Source organism: Streptomyces asoensis (assembly GCF_016860545.1).
GTDB lineage: Bacteria > Actinomycetota > Actinomycetes > Streptomycetales > Streptomycetaceae > Streptomyces > Streptomyces asoensis.
This window is the reverse complement of sequence record NZ_BNEB01000003.1, coordinates 634,371-653,340: the sequence shown is the minus strand read 5'-3', so window position 1 is coordinate 653,340 and position 18,970 is coordinate 634,371. Positions and strand designations below refer to the sequence as shown.

At 71.8% G+C, this 18,970-nt stretch carries 15 protein-coding genes; 9 read left to right on the top strand and 6 right to left on the bottom strand.

Annotation, left to right across the window (positions count from 1 at the left end):
• Positions 1–32: 32 nt before the first annotated feature.
• The 3 genes from Saso_RS15595 to Saso_RS15585 all read right to left on the bottom strand — a co-directional run bounded on the left by Saso_RS15595 (position 33) and on the right by Saso_RS15585 (position 3,786).
• The gene (locus Saso_RS15595) at positions 33–1,643 is read right to left on the bottom strand and encodes a sodium/solute symporter (RefSeq protein WP_189920737.1); all 1,611 of its coding nucleotides are present in this window, start codon (positions 1,641–1,643) and stop codon (positions 33–35) included.
• Complete coding sequence (locus Saso_RS15590) at positions 1,640–2,068, bottom strand: DUF485 domain-containing protein (RefSeq protein ID WP_189920735.1); 429 nt, start codon at positions 2,066–2,068, stop codon at positions 1,640–1,642. Before Saso_RS15590 ends, Saso_RS15595 begins: the two co-directional genes overlap by 4 nt.
• A gap of 203 nt (positions 2,069–2,271) precedes the next feature.
• On the bottom strand, positions 2,272–3,786 hold the full coding sequence (locus tag Saso_RS15585) for an MFS transporter (RefSeq protein ID WP_189920733.1): 1,515 nt from the start codon (positions 3,784–3,786) through the stop codon (positions 2,272–2,274).
• A 454-nt stretch (positions 3,787–4,240) separates the two neighbouring features.
• Here Saso_RS15585 and Saso_RS15580 point away from each other — a divergent pair, with 454 nt between their 5' ends.
• The 3 genes from Saso_RS15580 to mfd all read left to right on the top strand — a co-directional run bounded on the left by Saso_RS15580 (position 4,241) and on the right by mfd (position 11,434).
• Entirely contained in the window at positions 4,241–5,029 is a 789-nt protein-coding gene (locus Saso_RS15580; protein ID WP_189920731.1) for an ABC transporter ATP-binding protein, read from the top strand.
• On the top strand, positions 5,026–7,605 hold the full coding sequence (locus Saso_RS15575) for an ABC transporter permease (RefSeq protein ID WP_189920729.1): 2,580 nt from the start codon (positions 5,026–5,028) through the stop codon (positions 7,603–7,605). Before Saso_RS15580 ends, Saso_RS15575 begins: the two co-directional genes overlap by 4 nt.
• Positions 7,606–7,885: 280 nt before the next feature.
• Positions 7,886–11,434, top strand: coding sequence for a transcription-repair coupling factor (gene mfd / locus Saso_RS15570; RefSeq protein ID WP_189920725.1), 3,549 nt, complete (start codon positions 7,886–7,888; stop codon positions 11,432–11,434).
• A gap of 153 nt (positions 11,435–11,587) precedes the next feature.
• Here mfd and Saso_RS15565 read toward each other — a convergent pair whose 3' ends face one another.
• On the bottom strand, positions 11,588–11,773 hold the full coding sequence (locus tag Saso_RS15565; RefSeq protein ID WP_189920724.1) for an antitoxin: 186 nt from the start codon (positions 11,771–11,773) through the stop codon (positions 11,588–11,590).
• A gap of 190 nt (positions 11,774–11,963) precedes the next feature.
• On the opposite strand from Saso_RS15565, the gene Saso_RS15560 reads away from it, so the two are divergent.
• Together Saso_RS15560 and Saso_RS15555 are read left to right on the top strand one after the other, a co-directional pair.
• Positions 11,964–12,716 carry an HNH endonuclease family protein gene (locus tag Saso_RS15560; protein WP_189920722.1) on the top strand — a complete coding sequence of 251 codons (753 nt, stop codon included), beginning with the start codon at positions 11,964–11,966 and terminating at the stop codon, positions 12,714–12,716.
• Between the two features lie 43 nt (positions 12,717–12,759).
• Positions 12,760–13,503, top strand: a complete 744-nt coding sequence (locus tag Saso_RS15555; protein WP_189920720.1) for an N-acetyltransferase — start codon at positions 12,760–12,762, stop codon at positions 13,501–13,503.
• 21 nt (positions 13,504–13,524) lie between these two features.
• On the opposite strand, the gene arr is transcribed toward Saso_RS15555, so the two are convergent.
• Together arr and Saso_RS15545 are read right to left on the bottom strand one after the other, a co-directional pair.
• Positions 13,525–13,950 (bottom strand): NAD(+)--rifampin ADP-ribosyltransferase, encoded by a 426-nt coding sequence (arr, locus tag Saso_RS15550; protein ID WP_229901211.1) that lies wholly within the window; start codon positions 13,948–13,950, stop codon positions 13,525–13,527.
• Between the two features lie 36 nt (positions 13,951–13,986).
• Positions 13,987–14,391, bottom strand: a complete 405-nt coding sequence (locus Saso_RS15545) for a hypothetical protein (protein WP_189920718.1) — start codon at positions 14,389–14,391, stop codon at positions 13,987–13,989.
• Between the two features lie 275 nt (positions 14,392–14,666).
• On the opposite strand from Saso_RS15545, the gene Saso_RS15540 reads away from it, so the two are divergent.
• From Saso_RS15540 to Saso_RS15525, 4 genes are all read left to right on the top strand, one after another.
• Positions 14,667–15,497 carry a glycoside hydrolase domain-containing protein gene (locus Saso_RS15540; protein ID WP_189920716.1) on the top strand — a complete coding sequence of 277 codons (831 nt, stop codon included), beginning with the start codon at positions 14,667–14,669 and terminating at the stop codon, positions 15,495–15,497.
• 190 nt (positions 15,498–15,687) lie between these two features.
• Positions 15,688–16,332, top strand: coding sequence for a SurA N-terminal domain-containing protein (locus Saso_RS15535; RefSeq protein WP_189920714.1), 645 nt, complete (start codon positions 15,688–15,690; stop codon positions 16,330–16,332).
• A gap of 79 nt (positions 16,333–16,411) precedes the next feature.
• On the top strand, positions 16,412–17,464 hold the full coding sequence (locus tag Saso_RS15530) for a nucleoside triphosphate pyrophosphohydrolase (protein ID WP_229901210.1): 1,053 nt from the start codon (positions 16,412–16,414) through the stop codon (positions 17,462–17,464).
• Positions 17,465–17,573: 109 nt separating this feature from the next.
• The gene (locus tag Saso_RS15525; RefSeq protein WP_189920712.1) at positions 17,574–18,869 is read left to right on the top strand and encodes a cytochrome P450 family protein; all 1,296 of its coding nucleotides are present in this window, start codon (positions 17,574–17,576) and stop codon (positions 18,867–18,869) included.
• Positions 18,870–18,970: the final 101 nt, after the last annotated feature.

The following is an 18,970-nucleotide window of genomic DNA, read 5'->3' as shown; positions in this document are numbered from 1 at the left end:
CTCGCTCACCGCACTCCACCACTCGACCCCGTTCATTTCTCCCCCCGTACCGCGCCCGCGAGGATGCGGCCCTCGACCGCCTCGTAGTGGCGGCGCTGCTCGTCCGCCTTGTGGCGGCCGGAGGCCACCGTGCCCAGCCAGCCGAGGGCGAAGCCGAGGGGGACGGTGACGATGCCGGTGGTGGTGAAGGGGAACCAGTTGAAGTCCGCCTCGGGGAAGGCGGAGACCGGTGAACCCGACACGAGGTTCGTGCCCGGCATGAGGACCAGGACGGAGACGGTGCCGCCGATGAGGGTGGCGAGCAGGCCCGTCCGGGTGTAGCGGCGCCAGAAGAGGCTGTAGACGAGGGCGGGGGCGAGGGCCGAGGCGCCGAGGCAGAAGGAGAGGGTGACCAGGGGCTGGAGGCTGCGGTGCTGGACCTGGGTGGCGAGCAGGATCGTCGGGGCGCCGACGGCGAGCGCGGACAGCCGGGCCAGGAGCATCTCGCGGTGCGGGGCCGTCTTGGTGGCGCGTGCGGCGAAGACGTCGTGGGCGAGGGAGTTGGCGCAGGCGAGGATCATGCCGGCCACCGAGGCGAGGACGGTGAGGAAGATCGCCGTCGTGACCGCGGTGAACAGGAGGGCCTCGCCCGTGGAGACCCCGTTGCCGAAGGCGGCCCGGGAGCCGAGCAGATAGGCGGTGTTGCCCTGCGGGTCCGCCCGGGCGATCACCACGCGGCCGACGAGCGCCGTCGCGCCGAAGCCGACCACCGTCATGACCAGCACGAACAGGGCGACCGCGGACACCGCCCAGGACATCGAGCGGCGCACCTGGCGGGCGCTGGAGGCGGTGTACATGCGCATGGTGATGTGCGGCAGACAGGCACCGCCCAGGACGACGGACAGCTGAGCGGTGATCATGTCGACGCGCGGGTAGGGGCCGCCGGCGAACTCCAGCCCCGAGCGCAGGAAGGCGTCGCCGACACCGCTGCCCTCGGCCGCCGCGTCGAAAAGGGTGCCCGGGTTCCAGTCGAAGCGGTGCAGGACGAGCGCGGCGACGGCGGCGCCGGAGCCGAGCAGCATCACGATCTTCATCATCTGGATGAGCGCGGTGCCCTTCATGCCGCCGATGGCCGCGTAGCTGATCATCAGCACGCCCATGCAGACGACGCAGCCCGTCTTCACCGAGGCGCCCGAGAAACCCAGGATGAAGGCGAGGAGCTGGCCGGTGCCGGCGAGCTGCACGAGCATCATCGGCAGCAGCGCGGCGAGCGTCACCGCACAGGCCGTGATCCGCACGGCGCGTCCCGGCATACGGCGGGCCAGCGCGTCGCCCATCGTGAACCGGCCCGCGTTGCGCAGCGGTTCGGCCAGCAGGAACATCAGCAGCATCAGGGAGAGCGCGGTGCTGAGGGCGAGGACGACACCGTCGTAGCCGCACAGGGCGATCACGCCGCCGGTGCCGAGGACGGTGGCGGCCGAGATGTAGTCGCCCGCGACGGCCAGGCCGTTGCGCAGCGGGGACAGGGACCGGTAGCCGGTGTAGAACTCGTCGAGGTCGTCGCGGTCGGGCCCGGTCATCACGCACAGCAGCAGGGTGATCGTCGCGATCGCGGTGAACGCGACGAGGGACATCGTCTGCGCGCTGTCGCTGAACTCCGTCATCGTCCGGCCTCCCTGGGGCGGTTTCCGCGCGCGTCCCGCTTCGCGTCGATCTCGGAGAGCTTGCGGATGCGGTCCGCGAGGGGGTCCACCTGGCGGCTCGCGGTCCGTTCGTACAGGGCGATCGCCAGCAGGGTGACGGGGAGTTGGACCAGGGCGAGCAGCAGTCCGGCGGGCACGCCGGCGGTCACCGAGGCGGTCATCAGGGACGGCGCGAACGCCGACAGGACCAGGAAGACGACGAAGTAGCCGAGCGCGGTGAGCGTGGCCACCCGCCGCTGGCGTCGGTAGGCGCCGCGCAGGACCCGCAGGTCGCTGTGGCGGCCCGGCGGGACGCGGTCGGGCGACGGGCGCGGCGGGGGCTCGGGCGGGCGGGGCGGCGGCTGCCACGGGTAGGTGGGGGCGGGGCGTGACGGGTCGTGTGACATCCCGTGCTCCTTGCGCGGCTCGGGTCCGTGGCGGCGGACCGCAGGGAGTGGGGGGCGGGGCGAGGGACGCACGTTACTCGGGAGTACGAGGGCTGCGAAGGGTTTTCACCAAACTGGTCGGTCGGTATGCGCTTACTGCGCGAAATACCCTCTGAGCTGGGGTGTTACCCGCGTTAACCCGTGCGCCGAGGCCTGCGGAGGTGTCACTCCGTCAGCACGGGGAAGCGACGCGGGGCCACGCACAGCAGGACCAGGAAGGCCAGCGCCGCCGCGCACGCCGCGCCCAGGTACACGGCGTGCACGGCGCTCGCGATGGCGTGCCGGGTGACGTCGGGCGCCGTCCCGGCGTCGAGGGCGCGGGTGACGGAGTCCAGGTCTCCCGCGCCGCCCAGCCGCGCCGCCAGGACCCCGTTGGCGACCGCGCCGAACACCGACGCGCCGATCGTCTGCCCGGTCTGGCGGCAGAACAGCACCGAGGCCGTCGTGGTCCCGCGTTCCGACCACCCCACCGTCGACTGCACGCCGACCAGCAGCGGGAGCTGGAAGAGGCCCAGCGCCGCGCCGAGCAGCAGCATCAGCAGGGCCGGCTGCCAGGCCGCGCCCGGGTACGGCAGGAACGGGAACGCGAACAGGATCAGCGTGGCCGCGCCGATGCCCAGCAGCGCGGTGTCCCGGAAGCCGATGCGCCGGTAGACGTGCTGGCTGAGGGCGGCGGACAGCGGCCAGCTCAGCGTCCAGACGGAGAGCACGAACCCGGCGGCCACCGGCTCCAGCCCCAGCACCGACTGGGCGTACGTCGGCAGGAACACCGTGGGGGCCACCATCAGCAGGCCCAGCGCGCCCAGCGCGAGGTTGACCGCCGCGATCGTGCGCCGCCGCCACACCCAGCCCGGGATGATCGGCGCGGCGGCCCGGCGTTCGACGACCACGACGAGCCCGGACAGGGCCAGCCCCGTGCCGAACAGGGCCAGCGACGGCCACGACAGCCAGGGCCACGCCACCCCGCCCTGTACCAGCGCGATCAGCAGCACCCCGCCGCACGCGAACACGGCGAGCGCCCCCGCCCAGTCGACACGCGCGCGTACGGGCGCGTTCCCCGCGGACGGCGCCGGTTCGCGCCGCGGCTCGTGCAGGTGACGGACGATCAGCCACAGGGCCACCGCCCCGATGGGCAGGTTGACGAGGAAGATCCAGCGCCAGTCCGCGTAGGCGGCCAGGATCCCGCCCAGGCCGGGCCCCGCGACCGCGGAGACCGCCCACACCGTCGACAGCTTCGCCTGGATCTTCGGCCGCTCCTTCAGCGGGTACAGATCGGCGGCCAGCGTCTGCACCGTGCCCTGCAACGCCCCGCCGCCCAGGCCCTGCACGACCCGGAACGCGATGAGCGCGCCCATGTTCCAGGCCAGCGCGCACAGCAGCGAGCCGAGCAGGAAGAGGGCCGCCCCGGCGATCAGCACCGGCTTGCGGCCGAAGGTGTCGGACAGCTTGCCGTAGACCGGCAGGGTGACGGTCACGGCGAGCAGATAGCCGGAGAACAGCCAGGAGAAGACGGAGAAGCCGCCCAGGTCGCCGACGATCTGCGGGACTGCGGTGGAGACGACGGTGGAGTCGAGCGCGGCCAGGGCCATGGAGAGCATGAGGGCGGCGACGACCGCCCGCCGTCCGTGGGGCGCGGCCGCCCGCGCGTCCTCGCGTGTCGCCGGTCGGATGTCCCCCACCTGATGCCCCCCGCCGTTCCGGTGCCCCTTGCACCCACTTCGCCGGAGGTCAGCTTCCCACTTGATCCTCACGTCACGGGAGGACGGATCCTGGACGGGCCGGACCGCGTCCGCCGGCGCCGGTCGGGGGCGGCGGGTGGAGACAACCCCTAGGGAGCCTCCACCCCGCGGTGGACGGCCCCTAGGGGTAACTCCGTCCTACGGCCCGGGGAGGGTTCGTACCGGCGGAGGAGGAGAAGGCCAGGACCCGTCCTTAACCTGGCTTTATGCCGCTGGGGGGCGGCAGGCACCACGTCAGGGGGGTGGGGTTAACCCCCCCGGGAAGACGGGCCCGAGCACCAGCGCGCGGGACCCCCTCCCGCCGACAGACTCTTTCGCACGGCGCCTCGCACATCCGGCACCTGTCCGACGCGCCACCCATTCGTCAGCGCATTCCGACATGAGGAGAACTACCGTGACTTCGGCTGTGACCATTCCCAGGCACGGGGGCACTGGAGGGCGAACGGCCGTAGCCGCGCGGGCGCGGCAGGTCGTCAAGGCCTACGGGTCCGGTGAGACCCGTGTCGTCGCGCTCGACCACGTCGACGTGGACATCACCCGCGGTCAGTTCACCGCGATCATGGGACCCTCCGGGTCCGGCAAGTCCACCCTGATGCACTGCCTCGCCGGTCTCGACACCGTCTCGTCCGGGCAGATCTACCTGGACGAGACCGAGATCACCGGGCTGAAGGACAAGAAGCTCACCAAGCTGCGCCGGGACCGGATCGGGTTCATCTTCCAGGCGTTCAACCTGCTGCCCACGCTGAACGCGCTGGAGAACATCACGCTGCCGATGGACATCGCCGGCCGCAAGCCCGACAAGGCCTGGCTGGACCAGGTCGTTCAGACCGTCGGTCTCGCCGACCGTCTCAGGCACCGGCCCACCCAGCTCTCCGGCGGCCAGCAGCAGCGCGTCGCCGTCGCCCGCGCCCTCGCCGCCCGCCCGGAGATCATCTTCGGGGACGAGCCGACCGGAAACCTCGACTCGCGCGCCGGCGCCGAGGTCCTGGGCTTCCTGCGCCGTTCCGTGGACGAGCTGGGCCAGACCATCGTGATGGTCACGCACGACCCGGTGGCGGCCTCGTACGCCGATCGTGTGCTGTACCTCGCGGACGGCCGGATCGTCGACGAGATGTTCAAGCCGACCGCCGAGACCGTCCTCGACCGGATGAAGGACTTCGACGCGCGGGGGCGTACGTCATGACCGTCCTCAAGACCTCGATGCGCAACTTCTACGCGCACAAGGGACGCATGGCCCTGTCGGCCGTGGCGGTCCTGCTGTCGGTGGCGTTCGTCTGCGGGACGCTCGTCTTCACCGACACGATGAACACCACGTTCGACAAGCTCTTCGCCGCGACCTCCTCCGATGTCACGGTGAGCGCCAAGGGTGCCTCCGACACCGGCGAGACGACCGCAGACAACGGCAAGCCGCCGGTCATGCCGGCCGCCGTGCTCGGCGAGGTCCGCAAGGCGCAGGGGGTGAAGTCGGCGGAGGGGACCGTCTTCTCCACCTCCGTGACCGTGGTCGACGCCGACAAGGACAGCCTGTCGCCGTCCAGCGGCGCGCCCACCATCGTCGGCAACTGGAACGCCAACGACGCCCGCACCATGAAGATCACGGACGGCGCGGCGCCCAAGGGCTCCGACCAGGTCATGGTCGACGAGGACACCGCCGACAAGCACCATCTCAAGCTCGGTGACGAGATCGGTGTGATCACCGCGGTCGGCACGCACACCGCGAAGATCTCCGGCATCGCCGCCTTCCAGGTCACCAACCCCGGCGCGGCGATCTTCTACCTGGACACCGCGACGGCCCAGAAGGCGCTGGTCGGCGAGCCGGACGTCTACACGAACGTCAACGTGACGGCCGCGGCCGGCGTGAGCGACGACCAGCTGAAGAAGAACGTCGCGGCCGGGATCGGCGCCGGCTACAAGGTGCAGACGGCCAAGGAGACCGCGGACGCCAACCGGCAGGACGTCGGGAGCTTCCTGGACGTGATGAAGTACGCGATGCTCGGCTTCGCCGGGATCGCCTTCCTCGTCGGCATCTTCCTGATCATCAACACGTTCTCCATGCTGGTCGCCCAGCGCACCCGGGAGATCGGCCTGATGCGGGCCATCGGCTCCAGCCGCAAGCAGGTCAACCGGTCCGTCCTCGCGGAGGCCCTGCTGCTGGGCGTGGTCGGTTCGCTCCTCGGGGTCGGCGCGGGCGTCGGTATCGCGGTCGGCCTGATGAAGCTCATGGGCATGACCGGCATGAACCTGTCCACCGACGACCTGACGGTCGCCTGGACGACCCCGGTGGTCGGCATGGTCCTCGGTGTCGTCGTCACCGTCCTGGCCGCCTACCTCCCCGCCCGCCGCGCCGGCAAGGTCTCCCCGATGGCCGCGCTGCGCGACGCCGGAGCCCCGGCCGACGCCCGGGCCGGCGTGGTGCGGGCCGTCATCGGCCTGGTCCTCACCGGTGCGGGCGCCGCGGGTCTCTACCTCGCCTCCGCCGCCGACAAGGCCACCGAGGGCTCGCTCTGGCTGGGCCTCGGCGTGGTGTTCAGCCTGATCGGCTTCGTGGTGATCGGCCCGCTGCTCGCCGGCGTCGTGGTCCGGGTGCTCGGCGCGATCGTCCTGCGCGCCTTCGGTCCGGTGGGACGGATGGCCGAGCGCAACGCGCTGCGCAACCCGCGCCGCACGGGCGCCACCGGCGCGGCCCTGATGATCGGCCTCGCCCTGGTCGCCTGTCTGTCGGTGGTCGGCTCCTCCATGGTGGCCTCCGCCACCGAGGAGCTCGACAAGAGCGTCGGCACGGACTTCATCATCCAGAGCGACAGCGGCCAGCGGATGACCCCGCAGGCGGTGCAGGCCATCAAGTCGACGGCCGGCCTGGAGCGGGTCACCGAGTACAAGTGGACCGAGGCCGACTTCACCACCCCCGACGGCAAGACCCTCGACAAGACGGCCATCACGGCGGCCGACCCGACCTACGCGACCGACCTGCGCGTCGAGACCGTCGCGGGCGACCTCGCCGACGCCTACCGGCCCGACTCGATGTCCGTCCACGACGAGTTCGCCAAGGACCACAAGATCACGATCGGTTCCACGGTCTCCGTCGCCTTCAAGGACGGTTCCACGGCCCGGCTGACGGTCCGCGCCATCACCAGCAGCGACGCCGTCATCGACCAGGGCGCGATGTACACCTCCATCGACACCCTGAAGAAGTACGTCCCGGCCGACAAGCTGCCGCTGGACCAGCTGGTCTTCGCCACGGCGAAGGACGGACAGCAGGACACCGCGTACACCGCGCTGAAGAAGGCGCTGCACGACTACCCGCAGTACAGCGTCCGCGACCAGACCGACTACAAGCAGGAGCTGAAGGACCAGATCGGGCAGCTGCTGAACCTGATCTACGGCCTGCTCGCCCTCGCGATCATCGTCGCGGTCCTCGGTGTGGTGAACACCCTGGCCCTGTCGGTGGTGGAGCGCACCCGGGAGATCGGCCTGATGCGGGCGATCGGCCTCTCCCGCCGCCAGCTGCGCCGCATGATCCGCATGGAGTCCGTCGTCATCGCCCTCTTCGGCGCCCTCCTCGGTCTCGGCCTGGGCATGGGCTGGGGCGCGACCGCCCAGCAGCTCCTCGCCCTCCAGGGCCTGGACGTCCTCGAGATCCCGTGGCCGACGATCATCGGCGTGTTCATCGGCTCCGCGTTCGTGGGCCTGTTCGCCGCCCTGATCCCGGCGTTCCGCGCGGGCCGCATGAACGTCCTCAACGCGATCGCGACGGACTAGACCGCACGACCCACGGGGGCTCGGGGCCCGGCATCGAGGAGGACGGGGGTCTTCTCGGTGCCGGGCCCCGTGCTGTGCGGCCCCCGGGGAGCGGCCGGTGCGGGCCCCGTCCGTCCCGGGGGTTGTCCACAGCCCCGGCGAACGTCACCGCCCCGACGTACTCTGGACACCCCCGGCCCGTGACACGCGTCGGGCCCTTCGCGTTGCCCACCCCGGACCGGTGCGCCCCCGCTCCCGACAGGGACGGGGCGGACCCGGCCCCTCGGACGGAAAGCCCTCCATGAGCCTGCACGGTCTGCTCGACGCCGTCGTCAAGGACACCGCCCTCGCGGAAGCGATCCCCGCGGCCGCCGACGGCAACCGCATGCACATCGACCTGGTCGGCCCTCCGGCGGCCCGCCCGTTCGCCATCGCCGCCCTCGCCCGCGAGACCGGCCGCACGGTCCTCGCGGTGACCGCCACCGGCCGCGAGGCCGAGGACCTGGCCGCCGCCCTGCGCTCGCTGCTCCCGCCGGACGGCGTGGTCGAGTACCCCTCCTGGGAGACGCTGCCGCACGAGCGGCTCAGCCCGCGCAGCGACACCGTCGGCCGGCGCCTCGCCGTCCTGCGCCGGCTGGCCCACCCGCGCCCCGACGACCCCGAGACCGGCCCCGTCTCGGTTGTCGTGGCACCGGTCCGCTCGGTGCTCCAGCCGCAGGTCAAGGGCCTCGGCGAGCTGGAGCCGGTGGCCCTGCGCACCGGCGGCACGGCCGACCTGAACGAGGTCGTCGAAGCCCTCGCGGCAGCCGCCTACGCGCGCGTGGAGCTCGTCGAGAAGCGCGGCGAGTTCGCCGTACGGGGCGGCATTCTGGACGTGTTCCCGCCCACCGAGGAGCACCCCCTGCGCGTCGAGTTCTGGGGCGACGACGTCGAGGAGATCCGCTACTTCAAGGTCGCCGACCAGCGCTCCCTGGAGGTCGCCGAACACGGCCTGTGGGCCCCGCCCTGCCGTGAACTCCTCCTCACCGACGACGTCCGCACCCGCGCGGCCGCCCTCGCCGAGGAGCACCCCGAGCTGGGCGACCTGCTCGGCAGGATCGCCGAGGGCATCGCCGTCGAGGGCATGGAGTCCCTCGCCCCCGTCCTGGTCGACGACATGGAGCTCCTGATCGACGTCCTGCCCAAGGGCGCGATGGCCGTCGTCTGCGACCCGGAGCGGGTACGCACGCGTGCCGCCGACCTCGTGGCGACCTCCCAGGAGTTCCTCCAGGCGTCCTGGGCGGCCACCGCGGGCGGCGGCGAGGCCCCCATCGACGTCGGCGCGGCGTCCCTGTGGTCCATCGCGGACATCCGCGACCACGCGCGCGAGCTGGACATGATGTGGTGGTCGGTGTCGCCGTTCGCGGCCGACGAGTCGTTCACGGACGCCGCGGGCTCCGCCGACACGCTGAAGCTCGGCATGCACGCCCCCGACACCTACCGGGGCGACACGGCCAAGGCGCTGGCCGACACCAAGGGCTGGCTGGCCGACGGCTGGCGCGTCGCCTTCGTCACCGAGGCGCACGGCCCGGCGGCCCGCACCGTGGAGGTACTGGGCGGCGAGGGCGTCGCGGCCCGTCTGGACTCCGACCTGACCGAGCTGAGCCCCTCCGTCGTCCACGTCTCCTGCGGTTCCATCGACTACGGCTTCGTCGACCCGGCGCTGCGCCTCGCCGTCCTCACCGAGACCGACCTGACCGGCCAGAAGGCCGCCGGCAAGGACGGCGCCCGGATGCCCGCGCGCCGCCGCAAGACCATCGACCCGCTCACCCTCGAGGCGGGCGACCACATCGTCCACGAGCAGCACGGGGTGGGCCGTTACATCGAGATGGTGCAGCGCACCGTCCAGGGCGCCACCCGCGAGTACCTGGTCGTGGAGTACGCGCCCGCCAAGCGCGGGCAGCCCGGCGACCGCCTCTACATCCCCACCGACCAGCTGGAGCAGATCACCAAGTACGTCGGTGGCGAGGCGCCCACCCTGCACCGGCTCGGCGGCGCCGACTGGACGAAGACCAAGGCCCGCGCGAAGAAGGCGGTCAAGGAGATCGCCGCCGACCTGATCAAGCTGTACAGCGCCCGGATGGCGGCACCGGGCCACGCCTTCGGCGCGGACACCCCCTGGCAGCGCGAACTGGAGGACGCCTTCCCCTACGCGGAGACGCCCGACCAGCTCACCACCATCGCCGAGGTCAAGGAGGACATGGAGAAGACGGTCCCGATGGACCGCCTGATCTGCGGCGACGTCGGCTACGGCAAGACCGAGATCGCGGTCCGGGCCGCCTTCAAGGCCGTCCAGGACGGCAAGCAGGTCGCCGTGCTGGTGCCCACGACCCTCCTCGTCCAGCAGCACTTCGGCACCTTCAGCGAGCGCTACGCCCAGTTCCCGGTGAACGTCAGGGCGCTGTCCCGCTTCCAGACGGACACCGAGGCGAAGGCCACCCTGGAGGGGCTGCGCGAGGGCGCGGTGGACATCGTCATCGGCACCCACCGTCTGTTCTCCTCCGAGACCAAGTTCAAGGATCTGGGGCTGGTCATCGTCGACGAGGAGCAGCGGTTCGGCGTCGAGCACAAGGAACAGCTGAAGAAGCTCCGGGCGAACGTCGACGTCCTGACGATGTCGGCGACCCCCATCCCGAGGACCCTGGAGATGGCGGTGACGGGCATCCGCGAGATGTCGACGATCACCACCCCGCCGGAGGAGCGCCACCCGGTGCTCACCTTCGTCGGGCCGTACGAGCAGAAGCAGATCGGCGCCGCCGTCCGCCGCGAGCTGCTGCGCGAGGGCCAGGTCTTCTACATCCACAACCGGGTCGAGTCGATCGACCGGGCTGCGGCGCGGCTGCGCGAGATCGTGCCCGAGGCGCGCATCGCCACCGCCCACGGGCAGATGTCGGAGACGGCGCTGGAACAGGTCGTCGTCGACTTCTGGGAGAAGAAGTTCGACGTGCTCGTCTCGACGACGATCGTCGAGTCCGGCATCGACATCTCCAACGCCAACACGCTGATCGTGGAGCGCGGCGACAACTTCGGCCTGTCCCAGCTGCACCAGCTGCGCGGCCGGGTGGGCCGGGGCAGGGAACGCGGCTACGCGTACTTCCTCTACCCCCCGGAGAAGCCCCTCACGGAGACCGCGCACGAGCGGCTCGCCACCATCGCCCAGCACACCGAGATGGGCGCGGGCATGTACGTGGCGATGAAGGACCTGGAGATCCGGGGCGCCGGCAACCTGCTGGGCGGCGAGCAGTCCGGCCACATCGCCGGTGTCGGCTTCGACCTGTACGTCCGCATGGTCGGCGAGGCCGTCGCGGACTACCGGCGCCAGCTGGAGACCGGCGGGGTCGAGGAGGAGCCGCCGCTCGAGGTCAAGATCGAGCTGCCCGTCGACGCGCACGTCCCGCACGACTACGCGCCCGGCGAGCGGCTGCGGCTCCAGGCCTACCGGGCCATCGCGTCCGCCGATTCGGAGGCCGACGTCAAGGCCGTCCGCGAGGAACTCGTCGACCGCTACGGCAAGTTGCCCGAACCGGTGGAGAACCTGCTGCTGGTGGCGGGACTGCGGATGCTGGCACGCGCGTGTGGCGTCGGCGAGATCGTCCTCCAGGGCAACAACATCCGCTTCGCGCCCGTGGAACTGCGCGAGTCGCAGGAACTGCGTCTGAAGCGGCTGTACCCCGGTTCGGTCGTCAAGGCGGCCGCGCACCAGGTCCTGGTGCCCCGCCCGAAGACCGCGAAGGTCGGCGGCAAGCCGCTGCTCGGCCGGGAACTGCTCGGCTGGGTCGGCGAGTTCCTGGCGGCGATCCTGGGTTCGTAACCCCGGCGGCCGGCAGAGCGGCCTGTCCGGTTCACCGGGGTCGCCCCGGTGAACCGGACAGGCGGGCCGCCGGTCCGGCCGCGACGGGCCGGAGCCGGACCGGCGGGTGCGCGCCGCGCGACGAGTGAGGGGCGGGGGCCGCCGTGGGGCCGGTTACGGCCGGTCCGGGCGGTCCTCGTCCATGCCCATCCGCTCGTGCATCTTCTGCTGGGCGGAGTCGATCTGCGACTCGTACTTGTCGCCCGTCTTCTCGTTCGCCTTGCGCTCCGCGGCGTCGGACATGTCCCTGGCCTTGTCCTGTGCCGCCTTGCTGCTCTTGAACCGGTCGAAGATGCCCATCCGGAGCTCCCTTCCCGAAAATGACTCCCCACCGACGATATTCCCGGTAAGTGCGGTATGCCCAGTTGGGCCGGCGCGGTGCGGACCTCCCGGCTGCTTCCGGGCGCCCCCTCGCTACCGTGTGTGGCACCGCCCGCCGGGGGAATGCGCCCTGTGCGGGGTCGCAGCCGGCGGGCAAGGGGAGGGGCGCGTGAGGCGTCTGAGGGGTGGGGCGGCGGTCGCCGTCGCGTTGATGTGTGCCGTGACGGTGGCCGGCTGCAAGGAGCAGGTCACCGGCTCGGGTACGGGCTCCGGCGGCGCGGGAGCGACGGCGGGCGGCGGACCGGGCGGCGGATCGGGCGGCGCTGCCCTCGCGGCGGCCGAGGCGCTGCCCGTGAAGGGGCGGGCCCCGAAGACCGGCTACGAACGGGAGAAGTTCGGCACCTCCTGGGCGGACACGGACTCGAACTCCTGCGACACCCGCGACGACATCCTCAAGCGGGACCTGGCCCGGGTGAAGTTCACCGGCGGTGTCTGCAAGGTCTCGTCCGGGGTGCTGGAGTCGGACCCGTACTCCGGCAAGGACGTGACGTACCGGCGCGGCAGCAGCAAGGTCGACATCGACCACGTCGTCGCCCTGTCCGACGCCTGGCAGAAGGGCGCCAAGTACTGGGACGCCGGCAAGCGGATAGCGCTCGCCAACGACCCGCTGAACCTCCTGGCCGTCGACTCGAGCACCAATCGCTCCAAGGGCGACGGCGACACCGCGACCTGGCTGCCGCCCAACAAGGCCTACCGGTGCACGTACGTCGCGGCGCAGGTCGCGGTGAAGAAGAAGTACGAACTGTGGGTCACCGCGGCGGAGAAGTCCGCGATGGAGAAGGTCCTGGAGACGTGCCCCGGCCAGAAGCTGCCCACCGGGGGCAACCCCACGAAGGCGCCGGACCGTTTCCGCGCGGGCTGAAACGCGGAGGCGGGGGCCGTCGCCCCTCGCCTACGGTGACCGCATGGAAACCGAGGTGCTCAGTCTCGCCGACCGTCCCGACCTGCTCGGCCCGGTCCGGGAGATGCCGGACAGCTGGCCGGAGTTCGTCCGGCACGACCCGGTGGGCGACGCGCACTACGACCGGATCCCGGTGGAGTTCCCGGAGTACGTGCTGTTCGCGCGGGACGGGCACGGGCAGGTCGTCGCCCACGCCTACAGCGTGCCGTTCGCCCTGCACGCCGACGGCCCGGGGACGCTGCCCGCGCGGGGCTGGGACGAGGTCCTCGTCCGGGCCTTCGCCGGCCGGCGCGCCGGGGTGCGGCCCGACACGGTGAGCGCGATCTCGATCGTGGTCGCCCCGCACGCCCAGGGCCTCGGCCTGTCCGGCCGGATGCTCTCGGCGATGCGTGAGGGCGCCCGGGCGAAGGGCTTCACCGAGGTCGTGGCCCCGGTCCGGCCGAGCGCCAAGCACCGGGAGCCGCGCACGCCGATCGAGGAGTACGCGCACCGGGTCCGCGAGGACGGTCTGCCGTACGACCCGTGGCTGCGGGTGCACGTCCGCGCGGGGGCGAGCATCGACCGGGTCGCGCCGGCGTCGATGACGGTGGCGGGTTCCCTCGCGCAGTGGCGCGGCTGGACCGGGCTGCCCTTCGACACACGGGGCGACGTCGAGGTGCCCGGCGCGCTGGTGCCGGTGAGGTGCGAGCCGGAGCGCGACCACGCGGTGTACGTCGAGCCCAACGTGTGGATGCGGCACCCGCTCTGACGTGCCGTCAGCGGCCGGTTCTCAGTTGATGATCTCGGCCCGGTCGTCCAGCCGGATCGCGGCCAGCCGGTCGCGCCACATACGGAGGGCCTCGGGTGTCAGCCGCGTCCAGTCGGTGACCTCTCCGACGATCCGCAGGGGCTCCCCGCTGCGGTAGGAGCGGGTGGGGTTGCCGGGGAACTTCCTGTCGGTGACGTTCGGATCGTTCTCGAACGCCCCGGTCGGTTCGACGAGGTACACCCGCGGGGCCCCGTCGCCCGCGGCGAGTTCGGCGGCGAGCCCCGCGCCGTCGCGCAGCGCGGTGAAGTAGATGTGGTTCATCACGATCTCGGGCCGGTAGTTGGAGCGGAAACCGGCGGTGAGACGGTCTCCGACCCGCAGATCGGCCTTGGTGCCGTGGTAGAACGGCCCGTCGTCCAGCACCTCGTCGTCCACCGTCTCGTCCAACTCCTCGTCCAGCCCCCCCGGTCCGTCGCCCCCGGGTCAGCGCCCGTACGGATAGCCCTGCTGATACGGCTGTCCCTGCGAGGGCAGGGCGGTGCCGTAGGAGGGCCGGGCGGCCGGGACGCTCTTGTCGAACATCGCGAACAGCAGCAGGCCCGTCGCCGTCAGCAGGCTCACCATGATGGCGATGCCGAGGTACGGGTCCCCCTCGCCGTCGGCCGTCATCACCGCCCACGGCAGCGTCACGCACTCGTACAGCGCGAACGAGGCGAAGGCCGCCCAGTCCGAGGAGTGCCCGCGGCGGATCGCCACGTAGAGGAAAGGCACCCAGACCAGCAGGCCGAGCGAGCCCCACACCAGGAACCCCCAGGCGAGCCGCTGGGCCCAGCCGCCCGCGAGTCGTCTCTCCGTGCCCGCCGCCGTCGGCGCAGTCGGCATCGTCATGTCGCCCCCCAAATCACCAGGGGCTAAGGGTAGGACACCGGCGGCCCGCCGCACCCCGCCGCATCTTTACTGTGACATGGGCGAATCTTGTGCCGATGGGGGAGCTGTGTTTCCTGATCACTGGGGTGGCCCGGGTTACGGTGCGATCCGCCGGTGCGCACGTCGAGTCGACACCGTATCGTCGCATCGGCTCAGGGGACTTCGGCCCGGCACGGACACGTGTCACGGGTCCGCGCGGCACAGGGCCGTAGACGGAGACGAACGATGGGGTGGGGATGGCCGAGCACCGGCAGTCCAGGAAGCGCAGATACATCACGTGGGGCGTGGCCGGCGCGGCCGTCCTCGCAGGGGCCGGCATAGCGGCGCAGACCTCGATGGCGGCCACCACCTGGCCCGCCCAGAAGACGTACACCGGCCGCGCCTTCGACGCCTGCACGGCGCCGTCGCTCGCCGCCATGAAGGCCTGGAAGACCGACGGGTACTACGGGGGCGCCGCCGTCTACGTCGGTGGCAAGAACCGTGGCTGCGCGCAGCCCAACCTCACCGCCTCCTGGGTGAAGTCGGTCAACACGGCCGGCTGGAAGCTGATCCCGCTCTACGTCGGCGCCCAGCCGCCCTGCCAGACGGGCTCCAGCCCCGAGAAGATCACCGCCGCCACGGCCACCTCCCTCGGCGCGACCGACGGCGCGGACGCGGTCGCGAAGGCCTCGGCGCTCGGCATGAAGGCCGGCAGCCCGATCTACCTCGACATGGAGGCGTACGACATCACGAACAAGGCGTGCAACGACGCCGTGCTGGCGTACGTGCGCTCCTTCACCAAGACCCTGCGCGCCAAGATCTACCGGAGCGGCTACTACGGCTTCAGCAGCTCCAGTGCGAAGGCCGTCGCCACCGCGACCGACAAGACGGACCTGCCGGGCAACCTCTGGTACGCGCTGTGGGACAAGAAGGACACGACGACCACGGACTGGCCGTGGGGCGCCACCCAGTTCACCGGCCACAGCCGCGGCCACCAGTACCAGGTCAACAGCAAGGAGACCCGCGGCGGCTACACGATCACCGTGGACCGCGACTCCTGGGACGCCCCGGTCGCCATCGTCGGCTGACCCGGATCGCGCGGCGCGCGGCGCGCGGGGCTGAGGCCTCGCACCGACGAGCGGACGGCGAACGGGCGCGGCGGTGCCCGAAGTCCTGGTGAATCGTTGGTCGAATGGGTTGGCCCCGGCCGTCCCACTGCCTAACATCGATCACCGCAAGACTTTGTGCACCGTCGCACAATCTCCTCGGGAGGTTCCCTTGCACCGCCGTCGTCGCACCGCGCTCCTGCTGTCCGCCGCGATCGTGGCGGCCCCTCTCCTCGCCGCCTGCGGGAACGACGCGCATCCGGGCGCGGCGGCCGTCGTGGGCGGCCAGCGGATCACCGTCGCCCAGCTGGAGAGCCGGGTGGACGAGGTGCGCACCGCCCAGCGCGCCGCGGTCACCGACGAGGCCCAGTACAAGCAGGCCGTCGCCCAGACCGGCTCCCTCGCCCGCGACACCCTGCACGGCATGGTCCTCGACAAGGTGCTGCACCGTGCCGCCGAGGACGCGGGCATCACCGTCAGCCGCCACGAGGTCCAGGAGATGCGGGCCGGCCTGGAGCAGCAGGCGGGCGGCGCGAAGGGACTGGAGACGGCGTGGCTCCAGCAGTACGGCGTCCCGCCGCAGCGCCTGGACGAGAACCTGCGCCTTCAGCTGGAGGCCCAGAAACTCGCCGCCCGGCTGGGGACGAACACCAGCCAGCCCGCGTTCTGGAACGCGCTGTCCAAGTCGTCGAAGGCGCTCGGCGTCGACCTCAATCCGCGCTACGGGAACTGGGACGCGCAGAAGGTGGCCCGCGTCGACGCGAAGACACCGTGGGTGCGCGAGATCTCGACGGCGGGCACCCAGCAGGCATCGTGACCGTGTGATCGTATGACCGGGCGACCTGTCCTGTGGACAACCCCGGAGGCCGCCGGCGGCCGTGGGTTACGTTCGGGGGGTGAACGCAACCAGCTCCGCCGCCGCCCACGCCGAGGACGCCACCCCCGGCCGGGTCGTCCTGCTCACCACCAGCCACCGGGTCGCCCCCGGGCTGCTGTCCTGGCCCGCCTGGCAGGCCCTGCGCGCGGCGGACCGGGTGCTGTGCGCGGACGGCGCGCACCCGCAGCTCCCCTATCTGCGGGAGGCGGGCATCACGGTCGAGGAGGACTCCCCGACCGCCGAGGAGCTGCTCGCCGCCTGCGCCGGCGGCCGCACGGTCGTCGTCGTGGCCACGGGTGAGGGCGAGCCCGCACTCACCGACGGGCTGGCCCGGCTGGCCGGGTCGGGCCGTGTGTCGATGCCCGAGCTGGAACTGCTGCCCGCCTCCTACGACCTGCCCGGCGCCCGCCTCCTCGACCTCGTCCAGGTCATGGACCGCATCCGTGTCGAGTGCCCGTGGTCCTCGCGGCAGACCCACGAGGGCCTGGCGAAGTACGCCGTCGAGGAGTCCTACGAACTGGTCGAGGCGATCGAGGACGGCGACCGCGACGAACTCCGCGAGGAGCTGGGCGACGTCCTGCTCCAGGTCGTCTTCCACTCCCGGATCGCCGAGGAGGACGCGGAGGCCCCCTTCTCCGTCGACGACGTCGCGGGCACGATCGTCGCCAAGCTCGTCCACCGCCACCCCCATGTCTTCGGCGACGCCACCGCCACGACCCCGGAGGAGGTGAAGGAGCACTGGCTGCGCACGAAGGCGGCGGAGAAGCGGCGGGAGTCCGTGACCGACGGCGTCCCCCTCCATCAGCCCGGACTGGCCCTCGCGGCGAAGCTGGTCGCCCGGGCCCGCACCGCACGCCGGGAGGTGCCGCTCCCCGCGGCCGAGGGCATCGGCTACGAACTCCTCGCCCTGGCGGCCCGCGCCGAAGCGGAGGGCACGGACCCGGAGGCGGCACTGCGCGCGGCGGCCCGCACGTACCGGGACGCCATCCGCGACGCCGAGGGCATCACGAACAGGGACACCGACACGGATACGGACATGAACACGGACATGAACATGGACACGGACACCTGACCCCCGCCCGGCCGAAGCGCTCCTCGCGCGCAGACGCCTCCCGCGCAGGCTCGCCCTACGCAGGCCCGCCCCGCGCGGGGCCCCTCGGGATCCCCGATACCGTCGTGGGGTGACCGACCAGCAGCGCCCCCCGACCGACGTCCCGGCCGCCCCCGACCTGTTCACCTGGGAATTCGCCACCGACCCCTATCCCGCCTACGCCTGGCTGCGTGAGCACGCGCCGGTGCACCGCACCACCCTGCCCAGCGGGGTGGAGGCCTGGCTGGTCACCCGTTACGCCGACGCGAAGCAGGCCCTGGCCGACCAGCGGCTGTCCAAGAACCCCGCGCACCACGACGAACCGGCGCACGCCAAGGGCAAGACCGGTATTCCGGGGGAGCGCAAGGCGGAGCTGATGACGCATCTGCTCAACATCGACCCGCCGGACCACACCCGGCTGCGACGCCTCGTCAGCAAGGCGTTCACGCCCCGCCGGGTGGCCGAGTTCGCCCCCCGGGTGCAGGAACTGACGGACCACCTCATCGACCGGTTCGCCACCGAGGGGAAGGCCGACCTCATCCACGACTTCGCCTTCCCGCTCCCCATCTACGCCATCTGCGACCTCCTGGGCGTCCCCCGCGAGGACCAGGACGACTTCCGGGACTGGGCCGGCATGATGATCCGGCACGGCGGCGGCCCGCGGGGCGGGGTCGCGAGGTCGGTGAAGAAGATGCGCGGATATCTGCTGGAGCTGATCCACCGCAAACGCGCCGCGCTCCCGGCCGAACCGGTTCCCGGCGAGGACCTCATCTCCGGCCTCATCCGCGCCTCCGACCACGGCGAGCACCTCACCGAGAACGAGGCCGCCGCCATGGCCTTCATCCTGCTGTTCGCCGGATTCGAGACCACGGTCAATCTGATCGGCAACGGCACCTACGCCCTCCTCACCCACCCCGAGCAGCGCGAACGCCTCCAGCGCTCGCTGACCGGGGAAGGCGGCGACCGCACGCTCCTGGAGAGCGGCGTCGAGGAACTCCTGCGCTACGACGGCCCCGTGGAGCTGGCCACCTGGCGGTTCGCGACGGAGCCGCTCGCCCTCGGCGGGCAGGACATCGCGCCGGGCGACCCGGTGCTCGTCGTCCTGGCGGCCGCCGACCGGGATCCGGCCCGCTTCACCGATCCCGACACCCTCGACCTGCCCCGCCGGGACAACCAGCACCTCGGCTACGGCCACGGCATCCACTACTGCCTGGGCGCGCCGCTGGCCCGGCTCGAGGGCCAGACCGCGCTGGCCACCCTCCTCACCCGGCTGCCCGACCTCCGACTCGCCGTGGATCCGGCCGAGTTGAGATGGCGCGGCGGGCTCATCATGCGGGGACTGCGCACCCTGCCGGTCGAGTTCACTTCGGCGCATACCCGTTCATAAGGGCCGCGTACCTGACCGGATGTCAGCCGGAGTGTGACCGTTCGGCGGAGCAAAGGTGACCGACACTCAACTCTGTGATCTTCACGTGATCTGCGCGGCAT